This is a genomic window from Aquimarina callyspongiae (assembly GCF_034322225.1).
In the GTDB taxonomy this organism is placed as follows: domain Bacteria; phylum Bacteroidota; class Bacteroidia; order Flavobacteriales; family Flavobacteriaceae; genus Aquimarina.
The window spans coordinates 17,288-39,245 of sequence record NZ_JAXLPA010000011.1 but is presented as its reverse complement, the minus strand read 5'-3'; the positions used below and the strand labels follow the sequence as shown (position 1 = coordinate 39,245).

Annotated in this window: 17 protein-coding genes and 1 pseudogene; 11 read left to right on the top strand and 7 right to left on the bottom strand. The window is 32.1% G+C overall.

Annotated features, from left to right (window positions below; genetic code table 11):
* Positions 1-18 precede the first annotated feature (18 nt).
* Positions 19-1,200, top strand: coding sequence for a Pycsar system effector family protein (locus U0D62_RS25215; protein ID WP_322290140.1), 1,182 nt, complete (start codon positions 19-21; stop codon positions 1,198-1,200).
* A 112-nt stretch (positions 1,201-1,312) separates the two neighbouring features.
* Here the strand turns inward: U0D62_RS25215 and U0D62_RS25210 are convergent, their stop codons facing one another.
* Complete coding sequence (locus U0D62_RS25210) at positions 1,313-3,673, bottom strand: GAF domain-containing protein (RefSeq protein ID WP_322290139.1); 2,361 nt, start codon at positions 3,671-3,673, stop codon at positions 1,313-1,315.
* Between the two features lie 370 nt (positions 3,674-4,043).
* Here U0D62_RS25210 and U0D62_RS25205 point away from each other — a divergent pair, with 370 nt between their 5' ends.
* Positions 4,044-5,180 (top strand): TlpA disulfide reductase family protein, encoded by a 1,137-nt coding sequence (locus U0D62_RS25205; RefSeq protein WP_322290138.1) that lies wholly within the window; start codon positions 4,044-4,046, stop codon positions 5,178-5,180.
* Between the two features lie 59 nt (positions 5,181-5,239).
* Here the strand turns inward: U0D62_RS25205 and U0D62_RS25200 are convergent, their stop codons facing one another.
* Positions 5,240-5,890 carry a rhomboid family intramembrane serine protease gene (locus U0D62_RS25200; RefSeq protein WP_322290137.1) on the bottom strand — a complete coding sequence of 217 codons (651 nt, stop codon included), beginning with the start codon at positions 5,888-5,890 and terminating at the stop codon, positions 5,240-5,242.
* A gap of 133 nt (positions 5,891-6,023) precedes the next feature.
* Between U0D62_RS25200 and U0D62_RS25195 the strand changes: the two genes are divergently transcribed.
* From U0D62_RS25195 to U0D62_RS25185, 3 genes and pseudogenes are all read left to right on the top strand, one after another.
* Positions 6,024-6,923 (top strand): lysophospholipid acyltransferase family protein, encoded by a 900-nt coding sequence (locus U0D62_RS25195; RefSeq protein ID WP_322290136.1) that lies wholly within the window; start codon positions 6,024-6,026, stop codon positions 6,921-6,923.
* Between the two features lie 111 nt (positions 6,924-7,034).
* Positions 7,035-7,949: pseudogene (locus tag U0D62_RS25190) on the top strand (lysophospholipid acyltransferase family protein); the annotation flags it as partial.
* A gap of 117 nt (positions 7,950-8,066) precedes the next feature.
* Positions 8,067-8,966, top strand: a complete 900-nt coding sequence (locus U0D62_RS25185) for a lysophospholipid acyltransferase family protein (RefSeq protein WP_322290135.1) — start codon at positions 8,067-8,069, stop codon at positions 8,964-8,966.
* 48 nt (positions 8,967-9,014) lie between these two features.
* Here the strand turns inward: U0D62_RS25185 and glmM are convergent, their stop codons facing one another.
* Positions 9,015-10,403 (bottom strand): phosphoglucosamine mutase, encoded by a 1,389-nt coding sequence (gene glmM, locus U0D62_RS25180; RefSeq protein ID WP_322290134.1) that lies wholly within the window; start codon positions 10,401-10,403, stop codon positions 9,015-9,017.
* A 109-nt stretch (positions 10,404-10,512) separates the two neighbouring features.
* Positions 10,513-11,325 (bottom strand): SMP-30/gluconolactonase/LRE family protein, encoded by an 813-nt coding sequence (locus U0D62_RS25175; RefSeq protein WP_322290133.1) that lies wholly within the window; start codon positions 11,323-11,325, stop codon positions 10,513-10,515.
* A gap of 387 nt (positions 11,326-11,712) precedes the next feature.
* On the opposite strand from U0D62_RS25175, the gene U0D62_RS25170 reads away from it, so the two are divergent.
* The 3 genes from U0D62_RS25170 to U0D62_RS25160 are packed head-to-tail and all read left to right on the top strand — an operon-like array spanning position 11,713 to position 14,739.
* Positions 11,713-12,297, top strand: coding sequence for an acyl carrier protein phosphodiesterase (locus U0D62_RS25170; protein WP_322290132.1), 585 nt, complete (start codon positions 11,713-11,715; stop codon positions 12,295-12,297).
* A complete protein-coding gene (gene ggt / locus U0D62_RS25165) occupies positions 12,294-14,009 on the top strand; it encodes a gamma-glutamyltransferase (RefSeq protein WP_322290131.1) in 1,716 nt (571 codons plus the stop codon). Before U0D62_RS25170 ends, ggt begins: the two co-directional genes overlap by 4 nt.
* Positions 14,010-14,058: 49 nt before the next feature.
* On the top strand, positions 14,059-14,739 hold the full coding sequence (locus tag U0D62_RS25160; RefSeq protein WP_322290130.1) for a DNA alkylation repair protein: 681 nt from the start codon (positions 14,059-14,061) through the stop codon (positions 14,737-14,739).
* A 28-nt stretch (positions 14,740-14,767) separates the two neighbouring features.
* On the opposite strand, the gene U0D62_RS25155 is transcribed toward U0D62_RS25160, so the two are convergent.
* Positions 14,768-16,069: a phenylacetate--CoA ligase family protein gene (locus U0D62_RS25155; protein ID WP_322290129.1), complete on the bottom strand. Its 1,302-nt coding sequence runs from the start codon at positions 16,067-16,069 to the stop codon at positions 14,768-14,770.
* Between the two features lie 202 nt (positions 16,070-16,271).
* Positions 16,272-18,182, bottom strand: coding sequence for a molecular chaperone DnaK (gene dnaK, locus U0D62_RS25150; RefSeq protein ID WP_322290128.1), 1,911 nt, complete (start codon positions 18,180-18,182; stop codon positions 16,272-16,274).
* Positions 18,183-18,414: 232 nt separating this feature from the next.
* On the opposite strand from dnaK, the gene U0D62_RS25145 reads away from it, so the two are divergent.
* Both U0D62_RS25145 and U0D62_RS25140 read left to right on the top strand, forming a co-directional pair.
* A complete protein-coding gene (locus U0D62_RS25145; protein WP_322290127.1) occupies positions 18,415-19,839 on the top strand; it encodes an L-serine ammonia-lyase in 1,425 nt (474 codons plus the stop codon).
* 6 nt (positions 19,840-19,845) lie between these two features.
* The gene (locus U0D62_RS25140; RefSeq protein WP_322290126.1) at positions 19,846-20,517 is read left to right on the top strand and encodes a CPBP family glutamic-type intramembrane protease; all 672 of its coding nucleotides are present in this window, start codon (positions 19,846-19,848) and stop codon (positions 20,515-20,517) included.
* Here U0D62_RS25140 and U0D62_RS25135 read toward each other — a convergent pair.
* Positions 20,514-20,993, bottom strand: a complete 480-nt coding sequence (locus tag U0D62_RS25135; RefSeq protein WP_322290125.1) for a nuclear transport factor 2 family protein — start codon at positions 20,991-20,993, stop codon at positions 20,514-20,516. The genes U0D62_RS25140 and U0D62_RS25135 overlap by 4 nt on opposite strands.
* Before the next feature lie 143 nt (positions 20,994-21,136).
* On the opposite strand from U0D62_RS25135, the gene panB reads away from it, so the two are divergent.
* Entirely contained in the window at positions 21,137-21,955 is an 819-nt protein-coding gene (gene panB, locus U0D62_RS25130) for a 3-methyl-2-oxobutanoate hydroxymethyltransferase (RefSeq protein WP_322290124.1), read from the top strand.
* Positions 21,956-21,958 lie beyond the last annotated feature (3 nt).

The following is a 21,958-nucleotide window of genomic DNA, read 5'->3' as shown; positions in this document are numbered from 1 at the left end:
TATTGAAAAATCATAAACATGTCTTCATTACTTGAAAAAACAGACAGCTATGTTTTGGAACTTTTTGAAAAAGAGCTCCCTAAAACATGCATCTATCATAATTACGATCACACCAAAAGGGTATTTAAAAGTACAAAAGAAATTATTGATAATATTAATATATCTGATGAAGATCAGCAAATTTTATTATTAACAGCTTTATTGCACGATACCGGGTATTCTAAAAGTTCTGATAATCACGAAGAACGAAGTGCAGAAATTGCAAAAGAGTTTTTATCATCACAAAATGTTTCTCAACAAATCATTGATAAAGTTTCTGAACTGATCATGGCTACAAAGATGGAACATCAACCTATTAATCTATTAGAAGAAATTATACGAGATGCGGATGCTTCGCATTTTGCAAAAGATTATTATGGAGAAACCAGTGAATTATTAAGACGTGAATTTAAACTTCATGAAGTAAACAACCTTAATAGTTCTCAATGGCTCAAAGCAAACATTGATCTATTCAAAAACAAACACCAATACTATACTGATTATGCCATAACGCATTGGAAACCAAAAAAGGAAGAAAACCTTGTTAAAATGCTAGAAGAACAAACCACAATTAAAAAAAATAAAAAGAAGGAAAAAGAGAGATTGAAAAAAATACTCAAAGAAGAAAGTCCTGAAAAAGGAATACAAACACTGTTTAGAGTTTCGCTTAGAAACCATCTAAAACTTAGTGACATTGCTGATACAAAAGCCAATATTCTTCTTTCGGTAAATGCAATTATTATTTCATTAGCTTTATCTAACTTGATTCCTAAACTTGACAACCCTTCTAACCAATATTTAATATTTCCTACTTTGGTATTTCTGGTTTCAAGTATTGCATCTATGTTGTTGTCTGTTTTGGCGACAAGACCTAATGTTACTGGTGGTGAATTTACACGCAAAGAAATTGAAGAAAAAAAGGTGAACTTATTATTCTTTGGTAATTTTCATAAAATGCCACTTAATGAATATAAATGGGCTATGCATGAGCTCATGGAAGATAAAGAGTATATCTACGATACTATGATAAAAGATTTGTACTTTCTAGGTAGGGTTTTACATAGAAAATATAAATTACTTCGAATAACCTATACTGTATTTATGGTAGGAACAATAACCTCTGTAATCTGTTTTATAATTGCATTTAATACTTTACAATAAAGGTTATAATTTTATACAAACAACCCCATAAAACATCTTGTTTTATGGGGTTGTTTATTTTCAATAAATTAAATAGTAATGTTTTCCTTATATCTTAATTTTTATCAAGGTCTTAATTAATCTCTTTCATAAGATCTTCATATGTATAGTACTCTTTATCTTCTTTACTCTTATTATAAAGGATATTCACTCTTAGAGCTTTTAAACCTGTTACTCCTTGCAAGTCATCTAACTCAACCACTTCGATTTCTTCTTCCAGGTAATTTTTAGATTGTAAGAAGTTTATATACTTAACATACTCTCTTTCATCAGAGCTTTGAGAGTATACAATTACCAGTTTTCCTTTTTCAGTAATTCTTTTATTAGTTCCTTTTATATGAGCTTTATCTACACGTTTTTTAACCACCTCATAGCGCGCATTATAAGTACCATCTACATCGAATCGTTTTTCATCCATTCTAAAACGCACTGACAATGATGCATTAAATACTAAAACCATAGAAGCTACATCTAATGCTACAGGAAGATCTTTTTTAAGTTGATAGTATTCATTTTCCATCTCACACATCACCTGTAACTGCCACAACCTAAGGTTATAAAGGTAAATTTTATTAAAACTATCCTTCTTAGTAATAGATTCTCCTATATATAAGTTATGCTCAACCCCATCTGATTTGAATCGCTCAAAATAGTGAGGATACATAGCTTGTGCTTCTTCTTGTTTTTTATCCAGTAATGCTGCCATTTTTTTGTTGATCAGCATAACCGAATCGTCATAATCTTTACGATGCTTATATACGGTCTTTAAATTTTTATCAAGTTTTTGATTATACTCACTTATCAAACTATCCAAATCATTATTTTTTTGTTTTAGATGTTTAAACAAAGGGGTAATTTCTTTCTTAATAAAACTCAAGATTGTTTGTTCACTATCAACTTGCAATCGCCCAGTAATGGAAGTAAGATATTGATCTGTCCTAAATTTTAATTGCTCATATATAGGTAGAGAATCTGATTCTATAACCTTATTAATTATTTTAGAAATCCCTCTAAGCTGTAACGCCAAATCTTTTTGAACAGCTGTATTACGAGCATCTGAGGATCCTTTAATATCAATTTGGCCAAATAACGGGTATACATCTTCAAACACCACTTCTTTAAAAGAAATAGGGTTTTCATCAATCTTCGCCCTCATAAATTTTTTAGCCTCTTGTCTAAACTTCCAATATACACTAGGATGAATAGAAGTACACTCTTGTTGTATTATTAACTCCAATTCGTTTTCTGCTTTTGCTTTAGAACGAAGCACAGAATCCACAAGATATGGCATTACATCTTGTAATTTGTTAGCGTTAATACTATTAAGCTCATGGATATTGGGAGATACAATTTCTAAAACTCCCAAAATAGCCCCTCCGCTCTCTATAGGAGCTATAATTGCACTATTGATTCCTTGAGCGATGAGATTTTTATACATTTTCTCACCTGGTGCAGACTTTTGATAATTCTTTACATTAGAAATAGCAAAGTATGTAGATTCTTCAAATAAGTAATGATAGGTTCCTTTACAAAGCGCAGCATCACAAGAATCAGAATATTGATCATACAAAATATAACTATCTATATTCTTAAAAGGTACTCTTTCAAAGGTTTTATCCTCTTCGTTATAATTAGAAAAACCAACTTTAATTTCGGGAAGGTTGAATATTGCTCTAAAAATCTCTTGAAAACTTCCTACAAAGTCACCTCTGGTTTTATCATATTTAAGAAGACTTGTTTTAAAATCAGATAAAGAAACATCTGTAGTAACATCAAACATATTTGCAATGACTACACCTTTAAAAATATAACTGTTAGGAGGAAATTTTTCTTTCCAAACTTCTATATTATTAAAGTTATCTAATAACTCTGCAACATCTTTTTCTGTAATATCTTTTACATTTTCCTTTTTTGCAATTTCAATAAAATCGCCATTATACAGCAATCTGTAATGTCTCATAATTCCAGAAACATCTGGAATACTATAAAAGAATGGTCGCCTAAAATCTATATTATACCCATAACAAGACCCTAATATAATACTACAGCCCATAATGTATAAATGATCCTCATCCAGGTTTTTGATTGCTGGCTCAAAATCCTTACCAGCTGCATCAATAATGCTTTGATATCGTTTAGATGATTTTAATACATTATTAGTAAAAGGTATTGTTGCAATTTTAATTTCATTTTGTTGCAAAATCTGAGAAAAAGAATCTTCTAGTATAAGATCTATTTGTGGTAAAAACTCTTCAACTCTATCTTCTGTAATACCTTCTTCCAGTTCTGGATGGTCCTGAGCTATCTTTAAAATACGAGTTGCACGGTCTTTCACTAATTCATTAGTGCCGTTTAGAAAACCCTTATATTGCTCAAAAAATTTGGAGAAACTAATTCTAATATCTAGTGGAAAATCCTGCCCAATTACCTTCATAACTTATCCTTTACCATAGGTTAACAAAAATACAACAAAACCGTTTGTTTATAATGTTTTCAACAATAATTAATCAATTTTTAGTACATTTTAATGGGGTCTTTAAAGATATGACGAACAGGATGAGAATTATTGGACAAATGGTCTGAAAAAATACCTATCCTGCATTCTTTTTATAAATATACCTGATTTTTTTTAATACCCCAAAATTAAATCGTTTACGTATTAGACTAATGAATCTCCTATTTTGTTACATCAAAGTGTTGTTTTTTTCTTTATTTTTTTAAGCATTAATTATATTAAAAAAGTTAATTTTTGGAGTATCTATATTTGATTCATTATTTTTACTGCTTTATAATCCTAAAACGCTATGAAAAAAATTGCCTTACTTGCTGTAATTATCCTGCTTGCTGCTTGTGAAAAAGAAGAAAAGGGATATGTCATATCTGCTAATGCTCAAAACTTTGAAGAGGGTACTGTTGTTTATGTAAATGCTATTAGTGTTTCAAACAGACCGGTTATTATAGATTCTACAACAATCCAAAAAGGAAAATTTAAAATAGCTTTACCACCACCAGAAAGTAATGACTTTAATTATCTAACTTTCAAAAACGTACCAGGAAATGTGTTGTTTTTAGGAGAAAACAATCCTATAGAGATGACTGTTTACAAAGATAGTTTACGATCTTCTATTGTAAAAGGTGGTGTAGAGAATCAATTATTCTTTGACTACATTAACAAAATAAATACCTATGGTGAGGAAAAGGTAAAAATGAATAATCAGTATCACGTTGCTACCAAATTAAATGAAACTGATAAAGCCTTGAAAATTGCTGCTAAAAAAGAGGAGTTAGAAGAAAAAGAAAAATTGGCTCGTACAGAATTTGCTAAAAACAATCAAAGCAATCTAGTATCCGTCATGGCGCTGACAGATTTGGTTAATCTTAAACTTATTCCAGTCAAAGAAGCTCAAGAAATCTATACTAGTATTGATGATACCTTAAAAACTTCAAGACTAGGAAAAAGACTGAATTCAATAATCAACAATGCTATTGCGCTTTCGCAACAAAAAAGAATTGATATTGGTTCTGAAGCAGAAGACTTTTCTGCTCCTACTCCTGATGGTAAATTATTGTCTTTAAAAGAGTCCTTAGGAAAAGTTACAATTGTTGACTTTTGGGCATCGTGGTGTAAACCTTGTAGATTAGAAAACCCAAATGTTGTACGTGTATATAACAAGTACCATGATAAAGGGCTTAATATTATAGGAGTTTCTCTTGACAAAAGAGAAAAATCCTGGACACAAGCTATCGCTGATGATAACTTAGAGTGGAATCACGTATCTAATTTAAAATATTGGCAAGATCCTATCGCCAAAGCTTATGGAGTGAGATCTATACCTGCTACTTTTATATTAGATGAAAACGGAAATGTAATTGCTAAGAATTTAAGAGGTCCCTCACTAGAAAAGAAAATCTCAGAACTATTAGATGAAAAGTCTTTATAAAAAGATAAAAATAATCATAAAAAAAACGGCCTTCTGAGCCGTTTTTTTTATAAGTTATATTACAGTTTACCTAGCCGCTGCATTATAAAAAGTATAATAATGGGTATTGCTAGTAAACCAACCATAAGTGTGTTTTGCTCGATTAACGAAGGCATAAATAGTAATGTAATTACATATCCTCCTACAGCACCTCCAAAATGAGCATCGTGACCAATATTGCCAGTCCTTGTCTTCATACCAAAAATTGAATATAGTAAGTATCCAATACCAAAAATATATGCCGGAATAGGTATAGGTATAAACATAAGATATAAACTCATATCTGGTCTAAACAAGATCCCTGCATAAATAATTCCAGAAACTGCTCCACTTGCACCTACAGCACTATAATGATATTCATCTTTATGAAAGAATAACGAAAATAAGTTACCCACTAATAAACTACCAAAATAAATAATCAAGAACTTAACTCCACCTAAGCTCTTGATAACCTCTGGAGCAAAAAAATACAAAGTGAACATATTAAAAAACAAATGCATTGTATCTACATGCAAAAATCCAGAAGTGAGCATTCGTATTTGTTCACCTCTCCGAATACCTCCAATATTGAATTTGTATTTTTCAAAAAAAGAAAAATCGTTAAACCCTTTTAAGGAAACGATTACATTTAATGCTATAACGACTATTATAACAGGATCAAGGTTCATCATGTAAAGTAATTTTGTTCAAATATACCATATTTTTTATCGTCTAACTCTAGATAAAAGTAGTCTCAATATTATATTAAGTTTATAAAAATTTCAGCAAATAGAGTTATATTTGCAGGCCTTAAAGCTATTTTTAATGCAATTATTAATATATCGTTTGGTATATCCTATATTGTGGGGAATTTCTAAATTACCTTGGCGTATATTTTACCTGTTTTCTTCAGGTATTTATCTCTTTGTCTATCATATTGTAGGTTATAGAAAACGTATTGTTACAGAGAACTTAATCCTTGTCTTTCCAGAAAAATCAAAATCAGAAATTAGTAGAATCCGAAAAGTTTTTTACCAGCATATGTGCGACATGTTTTTAGAAATGATTAAAACCATGTCTATTTCTGAAAAAGAACTAAGTAAACGATTTAAGATTTTAAATCCTGAAATACTCAAATCTCTTGAAGTTAAAAAGAAAAGTGTTATCGTATTAATTGCTCATTATGCCAGTTATGAGTGGTCAATTGCGGTTCAATTCCTTGGTAGTTATCCAATCGTAGGAGTTTATAAAAAAATTGCAAATAAGCATTTTGATCAACTCATACATCGTATACGTAGACGTTTTGATGCACGATTGATCTCTAAACATAATACCATTAGAGAAATTACTCGTGATAAAATTCAAGGTAAACTTTGTGCATATGGCCTAGTTACCGATCAATCACCTCGTTTAAAAGGCGCATCCTATTGGACAGATTTTATGGGAATAAAAGTTCCCGCATATCCAGGCGGAGAAAAAATTGCAAAACGATTAGACATGCCTGTAGTATACTTAAAAGTAGAAAAGGTAAAACGTGGACATTATGAAGCAGAATTCATCCCGATAACAGAAACTCCTAAAGACTGTGACGATTATTATATCACAAAAAAATACTTACGCTTATTAGAAAAACAAATTTATAATAAGCCAGAATATTATTTATGGACACATAAACGATGGAAACTGAGAGATGCTAAAATCCCAAAAACTGCAATCGTTGATTAACATATCTAAATCTAACCATTTGTCATACTTACTGTTGCTGTATTAAGTAATATTCAGACTTTTTTAACGATTGTAAGTCAAATTTGACAAAATACCTGTACTTTCGCGAAAAAAGTCCACCTACTTATGCAATTAATTATTTATAGATTGGTCTACCCCATTTTATGGCTAATTTCAAAGCTTCCGTGGAAGTTATTTTATGCATTCTCATCCATTATTTTTTTTCTTGTTTATTATGTAGTTAGGTATCGAAGAAAAACAGTAACAGAAAACCTCAAATTAGTATTCCCAAATAAAAAACCTAAGGAGATCAATAGAATACGTAAAGAGTTTTACTGTCATATGTGTGATATGTTCCTGGAAATGATCAAATCTATTTCTATTTCTAATAAAGAAATGATGGAACGTTTTAAAGTTACTAATCTCGAAGACATACTTGAATTAGAAGCCAAAGGAGAAAACATCATGGTTTTTATGGCACATTATGCCAGCTATGAGTGGGCAAATGTTATTGATATGCAAACCGGATTTCAGGCGGTTGGTATATACAAACCTGTTGGAAATATTTATTTTGATAAACTAGTACGTAGAATTCGAGCTCGTTTTGGATCTAGGTTAGTTCCTAATAGAGATGCTATGAAAGAAATTACTAAAGATCAAACAAAAGAAGGACTATCAATATATGCATTAATTTCTGATCAATCGCCAAAACTACATAAAGCCTTGTATTGGACAGATTTTTTAGGAATTAAAGTGCCTGTATTTTTGGGCGCAGAAGTACTGGCAAAACGTTTTGATCTAAATGCTTATTATCTACAGGTAGAAAAAATAAAAAGAGGATATTATGAAGCAACTTTTGTTCCTGTAAGTGAAGATTCCAAAAATTGTGAAGATTATTCAATCATCAAAAAGTATCTACAGCTTTTGGAAGCACAAATAAGAAATAAACCTGAATACTATCTTTGGACACATAAAAGATGGAAACATCGTAATGCTGAAATTCCTGAAGGAGCCACTGTAGATTAACCAACGGATAGTTGCTACTATAATAAACAAAACTTATTCATTGACAATAATATGAATAGTTTCTTTTGATACTAATTAATAAGTATATCTTTACTCACTTACCTAAATCAATAATCTATGCAATTACTAATTTACTGTTTAGTATATCCTATATTATGGGGAATCTCAAAATTACCCTGGCGTTTGTTCTATATGTTTTCTACAGGAATCTATATACTTATGTACTATATTGTAAGATATCGTAGAAAAACTGTAACAGAAAACTTAACCCTGGTTTTTCCTGAAAAATCCCAAAAAGAGATTAAAAGCATAAGTAAAAAAACATATAAACACATGAGTGATATGTTTTTAGAAATGATCAAATCAATATCTATAAGTAGTGAAGAAATGAAAGATCGTTTCAAAATCACTAATCTAGATATGCTCAAAAGATTAGAAGACGAAAACAAAAGTATTATTGTTATGATGGGGCATTATGCCAGTTATGAATGGACTAATGTTGTTGATTTAATTTCAAAATTTGGTTGTGTTGGTATTTACAAACCAATAGAAAACAAATACTTTGATAGGTTGGCACATCGTATTAGAGCTAGGTTTGGTTCTCGTGTAATCGCAAATAGAATTGCTTATAAAGAAATGATTAAGGACCTTAATGATAACAGACTTAGTCTATATGGTTTGTTTTCTGACCAATCGCCAAAAGCTACTACATCAAAATACTGGACAAATTTTATGGGAGTTAGAGTTCCTGCTTTTACTGGAGGCGAAGTCTTATCAAAACGATTAGGTCTAAGTATATTTTACCTAAACGTAGAAAAAGTAAATAGAGGATATTATGAAGCATCATTAATCCCTATTTCTGAAGACCCAAAAAACACTGAAGATCATGTTATTACAAGACGTTTTTTGGATTTACTAGAAAAACAAATACACAATAAACCTGAAAACTATCTTTGGACACATAAACGATGGAAACATCGTAATGCTGATATTCCTAAAGGAGCAATTATAGGATGATAAAAAACACTTGGCTAGACGTTAAAAATCTAGCCAAGTGCTTTTTTATTAAATTCCTGCTATCTCTTTTAATACTGAAATTGTCTCTTCTGCTAACTGATCTGCTTTTTCTTGACTAAGCGCCTCAGTATAAATACGAATAATTGGTTCTGTATTACTTTTACGCAGATGCACCCAACTATCAGAAAAATCAACTTTTACTCCATCAACTGTTGACACTTCTTCTGAGTCATTTTTTTTATGAAACCCTTTTAAGATTGCATCTACATCCAGATCAGGTGTTAACTGAATTTTATTCTTACTCATAAAATAAGAAGGATAGCTATTTCTCAATTCACTAACCGTACATTTTTTTTCTGCAAGATGGGTAAGAAATAGTGCCACTCCTACTAATGAATCTCTTCCATAATGTGATTCTGGATAAATGATTCCACCATTACCTTCTCCTCCAATAATAGCCTTATTGGCTTTCATTGTAGAAACTACATTCACCTCTCCTACTGCACTCGCTTCATAAGTGCCATTATGTTTTTGAGTTACGTCACGCAATGCTCTACTCGAAGATAAATTAGAAACGGTATTACCTGGTGTCTTTCCTAAAACAAAATCTGCACAAGCTACTAATGTGTATTCCTCTCCAAACATTTCTCCATCTTCACTCATAAAAGCTAGACGATCTACATCTGGATCTACTGTAATTCCTAAATCCGCTTTTTCTTCTACAACTAATTCTGACAGATCGGTAAGATGTTCTTTAAGAGGTTCTGGGTTATGAGGAAAGTGACCATTTGGTTCGCAATATAACTCTACTACCTCAACTCCCATTTTTTTAAGTAGCCTAGGAATTGCAATTCCTCCTGTAGAGTTTACAGCATCTACTACTACCTTAAAACCTGCTTCTTTAACTGTATCAGCATCTACCAAAGAAAGTTTTAAAACTTCTTCAATATGCTTATCTATATATGTGTCGTTAACAGTAATACTACCTAGATCATCTACTTCTGCAAAAATGTATTCATCATTTTCTGCAATGTCAAGTATTTTTTTACCATTTTCAGCATTTAAAAATTCTCCTTTATTATTTAATAATTTAAGAGCATTCCATTGTTTAGGATTATGACTAGCTGTCAAGATAATTCCACCATCAGCATTTTCTAATGGCACTGCTATTTCTACCGTAGGAGTCGTTGAAAGTCCAAGATCTACTACTTTAATCCCTAACCCCACTAAACTATTCATTACCAATTGCTGAATCATTGAGCCAGAAATACGAGCATCTCGACCAACAACAACCGTTGGATGAACTTTATTCGTTTCTTTCTTAAGCCAACTTCCATACGCGGAAGCAAATTTTACTGTATCTACAGGTGTAAGGTTATCTCCTACAACCCCTCCAATTGTACCTCGAATCCCTGATATTGATTTGATTAGTGTCATATATCTTGCTTAATTTATTTCAATTTTGAACAAATGTACAAGATACAGTGAACTGCTACAATTTAATGTAGAACAAAGTTTTGAAAAGAAGAGGTTTCTTTATTTTATGTTATAACGTATTCTTTACTTTTTCGATATTACCTCTATCAGCAACAGTTATATAAAACTCTTTAAAATCATTACTAAAAGTAATATTTGTTGGTTTCTTTCCTTTCAATATAAACTCTTTTAACAGTTTCCCTTCTGGTGACAACACTACAACGGTACCTTTGTCATAACGACATATATAAAGATTTCCTTTATGATCACATCTCATTCCGTCTAAGCCATGATCATTGAATGAGAAGAACAGTTTTTTATTTTTTAAAGTACCATTCTCTGCAATATCATATACCCACACTTTTCTTTGAACCGATTCATTAACATACAATCTTTTTTTATCGGTACTTACCTCAATTCCGTTAGTGGTTCCCATTCCGCTTTCTAATAACTCAAAACCTTTTTCTTTGGTTACTTTCCAAATATTTCCAGTATTATCAGACCAATTAGGGTCACTGGCATATATAGTTTCATTCTCTCCTATTGCCAAATCGTTTGGCTGATTTGCCAAGGGTTGATGCGCAAAGATCTCTAGTGCTTTAGTTTTCAAATCAACCTTGAGTATATTATGATTTTTATAATCAGCTATATACATTTCATTTGTACTTCCAAATCGTATTCCATTTCCTATACTTCCCGACGGAAGTTCTAAAAATAAAGTAGCTACTCCATCAGGGGTTATTTTTCCTATGGTTCCTTGTTTCTGATAATTTACTGCATAAACATTTCCCTGATAATCTGTAGCTGGTCCTTCTACTCCATCTGTAAATGTTCCTTCACTTGTAAAATCAATACTTTTTCCTTCTTTGTCGCATGAACTCATAAGCAGAATAAAGGTTAACATTGAGCACTTAAAAACATTCTTTATCAATATATCTGAGTATACTTGATAAAATTCAGTTTTTATACTCTTGAAATCATAGAAAAATATATGCATATTAAGTATCATTTATACCTACAAAAGTAATTTTCTGAAGTATAAAACACATTTTTTTTGTACCAACAACACAGATTTAATTACAAACAACGATTTAACGTAAACTATTATTAAAAAACAACTACTATAAGTGCAAAAAACGTGAGAAATTTATGTTAGGTAATAATTTTATAAAATCTATAAATATACACGAACCAGGAAGCTTGTATTTCTAAATTTTAAAATTTATCTAAAATAGCCTTTGTGAAATATAAAAAATTGTAAATTCCCCTAATGAATTTTTTAGCTCATATTTATCTTTCCGGGGATGATCCGGAGCTTAAAATCGGTAATTTCATAGCCGATTCTGTCAAAGGAAAAAAATACCTGCAATTTCCTGATCGAATACAACAAGGAATTACCTTGCATCGTAAAATTGATTCTTATACAGATAGTCATCCAATTGTTAAGAAAAGCACTTCTCGTTTACATTCAAAATATGGTCATTATAGTGGTGTTATTGTTGATATCCTTTATGATCATTTTCTAGCCGCCAACTGGTCTGATTATTCAGCATTTCCACTAAAAGAATATGTAGATGATTTTTATTCTTTACTTCAGGAGTATTATGAAGTATTACCACAACGTATACAACATTTTTTACCCTATATGATACAAGATAACTGGTTATTTAGTTATGCTACAGTATCTGGTATTGGAAATATCTTATATAGGATGAATCAAAGAACAAAAAACAAATCTAAGATGAATTTTGCCGTCATCGAACTTGAGCAATATTATTCGGATTTTGAAAAAGAATTTCGTTCTTTTTTTGAAGAACTTGAACTATATACTAAAAATGAAATGAGAACACTATGAGCGTAAAATTCTTAAAACACTTATCTTTTCTAGCCCTTCTTATAATAAGTTTTTCTTGCAAAACTACACCTGATCAAAAATCAAAACGCGAACCCATAAGAGGTATTATAACACAACGTGCTATGGTGGTTTCTGCTCGTGAGGAAGCTTCAAAAATTGGCGCTGCCATTATGGAAAAAGGCGGTAATGTTTTTGACGCAATGGTTGCTACAGAAATGGCATTGGCTGTAGCGTATCCATATGCAGGAAACCTTGGCGGTGGTGGTTTTATGGTATATCGAAAAGCTAATGGAGAAACAGGAGCTCTAGATTATAGAGAAAAAGCACCACTAGCGGCCACAAAAGATATGTACATAGACGAAAATGATGAAGTTGTTCCCGAAAAAAGTCAACTAGGAGCATTAGCAGTAGGTGTTCCTGGAACAGTAGCTGGTATTTTTGAAGTACACAAGAGGTTTGGGACTTTGCCCATTGAAGATATACTAAACCCTGTAGTTGAACTAGCTAAAAAAGGATATGTAGTAACTGATAAACAACAAAAACGTTTTGAAAAATTTAAAGAGTTATTTATACAAGTAAATAAAGACACTATCTTTTTTGCCAAAGACCACAAATCAAAAGACACTATAAAGAACCCTCAATTAGCCAGAACTCTGGAAAGAATTATCAAAAACGGAAAAGACGAGTTTTACAAAGGTGAAACCGGACAAAAACTTGTAGATTTCATACAATCTCATGGAGGAATTATCACCATAGATGACCTTTCAAAATATGAGGCCAAATGGCGCACACCCGTAGAGTTCAATTACAAAAATCTTACTATTACTTCTATGTCTCCTCCTTCTAGCGGTGGAGTATGTCTGGCACAAATTATGAAAATGATAGAACCTTATGATCTTGCAAAGTATGGTCATAACAGTTTAAAAACTGTACAGGTAATTACTGAAGCCGAAAGAAGAGCCTATGCGGATCGTAGTTTTTATCTTGGAGATCCTGATTTTGTTAATATCCCGTTAGATACTTTGATTAATAAAGAATACCTTAATGACCGTATGAAGGATTTTAGTTTTGACAAAGCTACGTTATCCTCTGATATTAGTTACGGAAGTATTCCTGGATACGAAAGTGATGAAACTACACACTACTCTATCGTTGATCAATTTGGCAATGCTATCTCTGTTACAACTACATTAAATGGTGCATATGGTTCTAAACTTTATGCTTCTGACTTAGGGTTTTTCTTAAATAATGAAATGGATGATTTTAGCGCTAAGCCTGGAGTGCCCAATATGTTTGGACTTATAGGAGCAGAAGCTAATGCCATAGCTCCTGAGAAAAGAATGTTAAGCTCGATGACACCAACTATCGTGGAGAAAAATGGAGAATTCTGGATGTCTGTAGGAACTCCCGGAGGTTCTACTATTATAACATCAGTATTACAAACCGTTTTAAACGTAGAAGAATTTGGTATGACAATGCAAGATGCCGTAAATGCACCTCGTTTTCATCATCAATGGTTGCCTGATGTTGTTGTATTTGAACCAGATCTTTTTGACACCGATATGCTGGACAGTTTACAACAAAAAGGATATAAAATCAATCAAGAAAACTCAAGGATTATTGGTAAAGTTGATGGGATTCTTGTTCTTGAGGATGGCACATTAGAAGGTGGAGCTGATAAAAGAGGCGATGACACAGCTGTTGGGTTTTAGTATTCTATTTATTATCGTATATATAAAGTATAAAAAATAGCTTGTAATTATGGATTTTGTTTCCTCACTAATTTTAAAATTTGAAGAACACGCTAATCCTAAAAATGCTATAGCTATGGAAACGTATATGAGGAATTTATTTCCTTATTATGGAATAAAAGTACCGCTACGCAGAAAACTATATAAAGGTACTTTTGAAGAATTTAAAACTGGATTCACGAGAGATCGAGTTATCAAAATAACCGAAACTTTGTATCAAAAACCTCAGCGAGAACTGCATCACTGTGGTATAGAACTGGTAGAGCGACTTTTTAAGAATAAATATGAGATTTCGGATATTGATCTTATACGTATGTTTATCACAACGAATTCTTGGTGGGATTCAGTAGATATGATTGCAAAAAATATTTTGGGTAATTATCTTTTACAGTTTGAAAATAAAACTGAGTTGGTAATAAAGGAATTTTCAGCTTCAGAAAATATTTGGCTTAATCGCAGTGCCATAATATTTCAATTAGGATATAAAGACAAAACAAATGCAGACTTGTTATTTGCTCAATGCGAAAAACATAAACATTCTGATGAGTTTTTTATTAAAAAAGCAATAGGATGGGCCTTGCGCGAATATTCAAAAACAAATCCTGAAGCTGTTCTTTCATATGCTTCTACTGCAAAATTAAAACCATTATCAAAAATAGAAGCATTAAGAAAAATTAAATCTAATCTTTGAAGATAAGATGTTAAAACACCTAAGATTCTTATGTATGAAAAGTATTTCTAACTTCTTTTCTTTTACCTGAAGATAATAGAGGGATTTCATCAACATACTCAATTTTGATTTGTGCATCTTGGCCAAAATATCCTTTAAACTCTTCTATCATTTTATGCTCATCTACCTTCTTATCCGTGTTCAATTTAATTAGGTACGCCTTCTCGCAATATTGTATCAATTGAAATTGTTTATAATCACCATATTTACATAACTGAGAAGAAATATGAGAAGGAACCATATTACCTTTTGTATCGTATATTAAATCTAATTTCCTTCCTTCTACAGATTTTAAGAAAAGTACTCCATGCTCATCTTCATCCATAATACCTATATCTCCCGTATCATAACGTAAGAGTGGCATTGCATAATTATGAAGATCTGTCACTACAATCCTACCTTGTTTGCCTTTAGCAATAGGGATATCTTTTTCCATATCCAAAACCTCTATATAGTAACTAGCAGAATTAATTGTAAAGTTTCTGAATTTACTACGTTCTTCCTGAGCAAGAATTCCATTCTCATTATTAGAATACCTGGATACTGCACTAACTCCAAAATATTTCTCCATACTATGCCTGGTATATTCGTTTAGACTTTCAGACATGGTAATTACTGATTGCACATTACATGATATTGGTTCTGAATTGATCTTATCAAGATATCTGCATATACGTTCAAAGGCAGACGTATATCCTAAAAAGCTTTTTTGTGACGAATCATTTTTTAATGTTTTTATTAATTCATCGATGTCCTGATCTTTAAGCTTAAAAACGCTATGAGGAGATATATTTTGAATCCAACTTCTAGAAAACATTCTTCGATTAACAGATTTTGGCCATATTTTTACATACACTAGTTTTTGACCAATGTTATATCCTGATCTTTTAGAAAAATAAAGGTTATCTGCTGTATTCCTACAGCGTTTACTCATATTTTGTAAAACGGAGAAAGGTGCTCCAGTAGAACCACTTGTAGATACTAAAACACAGTTCTTAACCTTATATTTTGAAGATTTATAATCTTCAAAATTATCCCTTATCATATTTTTATTAATAATAGGGAAATCTGAAATCGAATTATAATTTGTATAAGGTTGATAAAAGTTAGTTGTAGCTACTGCGTGGTCAAGAATACCTTTAAGATATTTCTCTTTCTTACTTTGTGAGGGTGCCGAATGAGGATTCTCAATTATTTTTTTGATATCCTCATAATGATTTTTAATATCATCACCTCTTAGAAAGTCATAAAACCAAAAGATGTTTTTACGAAAAACTTGCGATAGATTCATTAATATATTCCCATTACAAAAAACAAACCCGCAGGACTATAAATCCTTATAAAATTAAGTACTAGATCGTGTGAAAATCAGCATTACAAAAGGGGGTATAAAACAAGGATTAATAAAAACCCGTTCCTTCTTTTATATTAAAACAAAGGTATAAAAAAAATGCGCAGCTTTTAGCTACGCATTTTTATAAAAGTTTTATTATTTACTTTACTTCTTCGAAGTCAACATCTTCTACATCGCTTCCTTCTGATCCTCCTTCAGAAGATTGGTCTGCCGCTTCTGGACCAGGTTGTCCATTTTGTTGAGCTTCTGCTTGAGCTTTATACATCTCTTCACTAGCAACTTTCCAAGCTTCATTGATTTTATCAAGTGCTGGTTGGATTACTGCTAAATCTTTAGATTCATATGCTTTCTTAAGTTCTTCTAAAGCATCTTCAATTGGTTTTTTCTTATCATCTGACAATTTATCACCAAATTCTTTAAGTTGCTTTTCTGTCTGGAAAATCATCCCGTCAGCTTCATTCAACTTATCTGCAGTTTCTTTTGCTGCTTTATCTGCCTCAGCATTTGCTTCTGCTTCTCTCTTCATTTTCTCTATTTCTTCTTCTGTTAATCCTGAAGAAGCTTCGATACGAATATCCTGAGATTTATTTGTTGCTTTATCTGTCGCAGAAACCTTAATGATACCATTTGCATCAATATCAAAAGTTACTTCAATCTGAGGTACTCCTCTTTGCGCTGGTGGAATTCCATCTAAATGGAAACGACCGATTGTTTTATTATGCGCTGCCATAGGACGTTCTCCTTGCAACACATGAATTTCTACAGATGGTTGATTATCTGCTGCCGTAGAGAATACTTGCGACTTTTTTGTAGGTATTGTTGTATTAGCTTCGATAAGCTTTGTCATTACATTACCCATAGTCTCAATACCAAGAGAAAGTGGAGTAACATCTAATAATAATACATCTTTTACATCTCCTGTCAATACTCCTCCTTGAATTGCAGCTCCTACCGCTACTACCTCATCAGGATTCACTCCTTTACTTGGCGCTTTACCAAAGAATTTTTCTACTGATTCCTGTACCGCAGGAATACGTGTAGATCCTCCTACTAAAATAATCTCATCGATATCACTTGTAGATAATCCAGCACTTTCAAGTGCAGTACGACAAGGTTCGATAGTACGTTTTACCAAATCATCAATTAACTGATCAAACTTAGATCTAGTTAATGATCTTACTAAGTGTTTAGGACCACTTGCAGTTGCAGTAACATATGGTAAATTGATTTCTGTTTGAGAAGAAGAAGATAATTCTATTTTAGCTTTCTCAGCTGCTTCTTTAAGACGCTGTAATGCCATTGGATCTTTACGAAGATCCATATTTTCTTCAGATTTGAATTCTTCAGCTAACCAGTCAATGATTTTTTGATCTACATCATCTCCTCCTAAGTGTGTATCTCCATCAGTAGATAATACTTCAAATACACCATCTCCTAATTCAAGAATAGATACATCATGAGTACCTCCACCAAAGTCAAATACTACAATCTTCTGGTCAGTTCCTTTTTTATCAAGACCATAAGCCAAAGCTGCTGCAGTTGGCTCATTAATAATTCTTTCTACTTTAAGACCTGCAATTTCTCCAGCTTCTTTAGTTGCCTGACGCTGTGCATCATTAAAATATGCTGGTACTGTAATTACAGCTCTTGCAACATCTTGTCCAAGATAATCTTCTGCAGTTTTCTTCATTTTTTGAAGTGTCATTGCAGATAATTCTTGTGGTGTATATAAACGCCCATCGATATCAACTCTTGGGGTGTCATTATCTCCTTTTACTACTTTATAAGCAGCTCTTTCTGCTTCTTTTGAAGATTCAGAGAATTTATTTCCCATAAATCTTTTAATAGAAGAAATCGTTTTAGTTGGATTTGTAACTGCCTGACGTTTTGCAGGATCTCCTACTTTAATTTCTCCACCTTCTACAAAAGCAATTACAGAAGGAGTTGTTCTTTTTCCTTCAGCATTAGGGATCACTACAGGCTCATTACCTTCCATTACAGAAACACAAGAGTTGGTCGTCCCTAAGTCTATACCTATTATCTTACTCATAATTTATATTAAATTGTTATAGTGTTGTTCATAATCATTCATCGGTGTTAAGTCAATGATTATGCCATGTCTATCTGTCTGACAGGATGTCATTATATCACGTACAAATCTTACTTTCTGGCCGTTAATCATTCTAGTAAAAATACCTTGCTAACTATTTAGCAAAAAAAGAGTTTGTTTATTGCCAAAATCATATATTTACCCCCTAAAATTTATTCAATAGTTATCAATTATGGAATGCATCAGTATTTTTGATATGCTGAAAATCGGAGTCGGTCCTTCTAGTTCTCATACCTTAGGTCCCTGGAGAGCAGGACGACGATGGATTTCCGAATTAAAGAAAGATGAACATTTTGAATCTGTAAACTCTATTACGATAGATTTATTTGGTTCTTTATCACTTACCGGAAAAGGACATGCTACCGACATCGCTGTAATTCTGGGATTATGTGGATATGATCCGCAGACCATCGATGTTTCAACTATACCCACAATTATCGAATCTATTAAGAGTTCTAAACAATTCTTATTTAACCAGGAGAAACAAATAACTTTTGATCCTTCTGTGCAGATTATCTTTAATAAAGAATTTAAAGAATTTCACCCCAATGCTATTACTTTTCATGCAGAATTGCAAAATGGCTCAAAAGTGTCATCTTCTTTTTATTCAATAGGTGGAGGTTTTGTCATAAAGGAAGAACGAAAACGACAGGAAAAGAAACTGGAAGAGTTTCAATGCTTTCCACTCCCTATACAGAAAGGATCAGATCTTTTAGAATATTGCAAAACTAGAGGTAAAAAGGTTTCAGAAATTGTTTTGGAAAACGAACGCTCCTTACGAAGTGATCAGGATATAGATGAAAGAATTGCTCAGGTATGGAAAGTAATGTTAGAATCTATTTATACAGGTTGTCATACTGAAGGTTCTTTACCAGGAGGTTTAAATGTAAGAAGAAGAGCTTTTGACACTCACAAAAGACTTATTGGTGATACTCCATACACCAATCCTACAGAATGGGTTGAGGCTATAAGAGATACCAAAGTAAAATTTAGACAAATACTCAAATGGGTTTCATGTTTTGCTCTTGCAGTTAATGAAGTAAATGCCTCTTTAGGAAGAGTAGTAACTGCTCCTACTAATGGTAGTGCTGGAGTTATTCCAGCTGTGATGATGTATTATATGGTCATTGAAAATCATGATGCTAATTTTGACGATGTTAAGCAATTCATGTTAGTTGCTGGCGAAATAGGAAGTTTATTCAAAAAAGGAGCTACTATTTCTGCAGCTATGGGTGGCTGTCAGGCTGAGATAGGTGTATCATCAGCAATGGCTGCTGGGGCTCTAACAGAATTAATGGGCGGAACACCAGAACAAGTATTAATGGCTAGTGAAATTGCTATGGAACACCATTTAGGCCTTACTTGCGATCCCATTGGAGGTTTGGTACAGATTCCTTGCATAGAAAGAAATGCTATGGGAGCTATCAAAGCTATAAATGCTTGCGAAATGGCTTTAGATAACGATGCTGCAAATGCCAAAGTTCCTCTTGATAAAGTAATAGAAACTATGTGGGAAACTGCCAAGGATATGAATACCAAATATAAAGAAACCAGTGAAGGTGGTTTAGCTATAAAAGTGAGTTTGAGTGATTGTTAAATAAAGATGAGTAAAAACAATACTTCAAAACTCAAGAAGCTTTTTCTTTATTTTGCGATTATAGTAATTTTTATTATCGTATGGGTTGGAGTTCAAAAACTAATCAGTAATTATTTTCCTACTATTGATTTCTCACTTTATGAGGATCGACAAAATAGCAATGCTTTTAAAAAGAATATTTTAGAGAGTTTTCTTTCCTTAGTCATAATAATGCCTATTCTGGAAGAATTAGTTTTTAGATCATTAATAAAGCCTCAAAAAGATGATATCCCTCTTTTTATTAGCGGTTTATCTTCTTTTGTAATGCTTTTTGTTTTAAAACCATATCTAGATTGGTATTATATATACCCAATCATAATTATTCTCTTTGCAATTATATTCTTTATCCTAAAAAATTATGGTTATAAATCGTTAACTCTTTACAGGTTAAAAGAAAGTTTAGAAAAGAAAAATACTACTACGCTCGTATTAGTAATCACATCTCTCTTATTTGGATTATCACACGCTCTTAATTATGGAAACATTTCCGCAATTAACATTACTATAATACTCTTGACAGTTCCAAGAATTTTTTCGGGTTTTATTTATGGTATTTTCAAGAAAAAACATGGAATACATTGGTCTATAGGCTTACATTCTTTTCGAAATTTTTTACCATTTCTAATCAGTCTAATCTAATTACACCCTTCTCGTTTACGAGTATCGGCTATAGAAATAATTTTCCATGATGTACCATCATTAAATAATTGAAAGGTATTTACTCCACAATGACTAAAATTATCATTGACATAAAACTCATAAGGCGTCCATACTTGTGCAATACGGTCATTAGCATTAATCGTATACCCTAAAATTTTCTCATACCATTTTTGTTCTGCAGGTCTATTATGTATTGCCATCACAAATTTAGCAACTTCAGTTTTAAATGTTTTTACTTCTCCTTCTTTCGTTTTGGCAATAGTTCTTAAAACCATATCATTATCCATCGTTTTTTTCATCATTATGGTATCTCCTTTATGAAAACCTTCAAAAAAATCTATCACCGTCTGTTTCGCTCCTTCTTGATGACGATCCATATCTTTTGCAGAAGTTTCTTTCTGAGAAAAAACATTAACTGTTATAAGTAGAACCACTAACACTTTTAATTTATACATATTCTTCATTTTTTGATTTATGTAAAAATAAGTTTTTAATTAGTTTTTCATAATTACCTGATACAAAAGAAAAATCAAAAACCTTATACACTTGTTACGATATAGGTAAATCATTACTTTTACATTTCTAAAAACAATTTATAATGTCTACAGCAAAAAAAGATTACAAAAGAGTCACAGTAAAATCTCTGGTTGAGATGAAATCCAACGGAGAAAAAATATCAATGCTTACTGCATATGATTATACGATGGCTAAAATTGTAGACGGCGCTGGAATAGATGTTATACTTGTAGGTGATTCTGCTTCTAATGTTATGGCAGGTCATGAAACTACACTTCCGATTACATTAGATCAAATGATCTATCATGCATCTTCTGTTATAAGAGCTATTCATCGCGCTTTAATTGTTGTAGATATTCCTTTTGGAAGTTATCAAAGTGATCCTAAAGAAGCTTTACGATCTGCAATTCGCATTATGAAAGAATCAGGAGGTCATGCAGTAAAAGTTGAAGGTGGTAAAGAAGTAAAAGATTCTATTAAAAGAATTCTAAACGCGGGGATTCCTGTTATGGGGCATTTAGGGCTTACACCACAATCTATATACAAATTCGGGACGTATACTGTTAGAGCTAAAGAAGAAGAAGAAGCTCGAAAATTAAAGGAAGATGCTTTAATGCTGGAGAAAGTAGGATGTTTTGCTATTGTTTTAGAAAAAGTTCCGGCCAAATTAGCTAAAGAGGTTGCAGAAAGTTTAACTATACCTATTATAGGGATTGGAGCTGGAAACGGAGTTGATGGACAGGTACTAGTTACTCATGATATGCTTGGGATGACTCACGAATTCAATCCTCGTTTTTTAAGAAGGTATCTTGACCTTTATACAGAAATGACAAATGCTTTTAAAAAATATGTCTCAGATGTGAAATCTGTTGATTTCCCTAGTGATAGTGAACAATATTAGTTG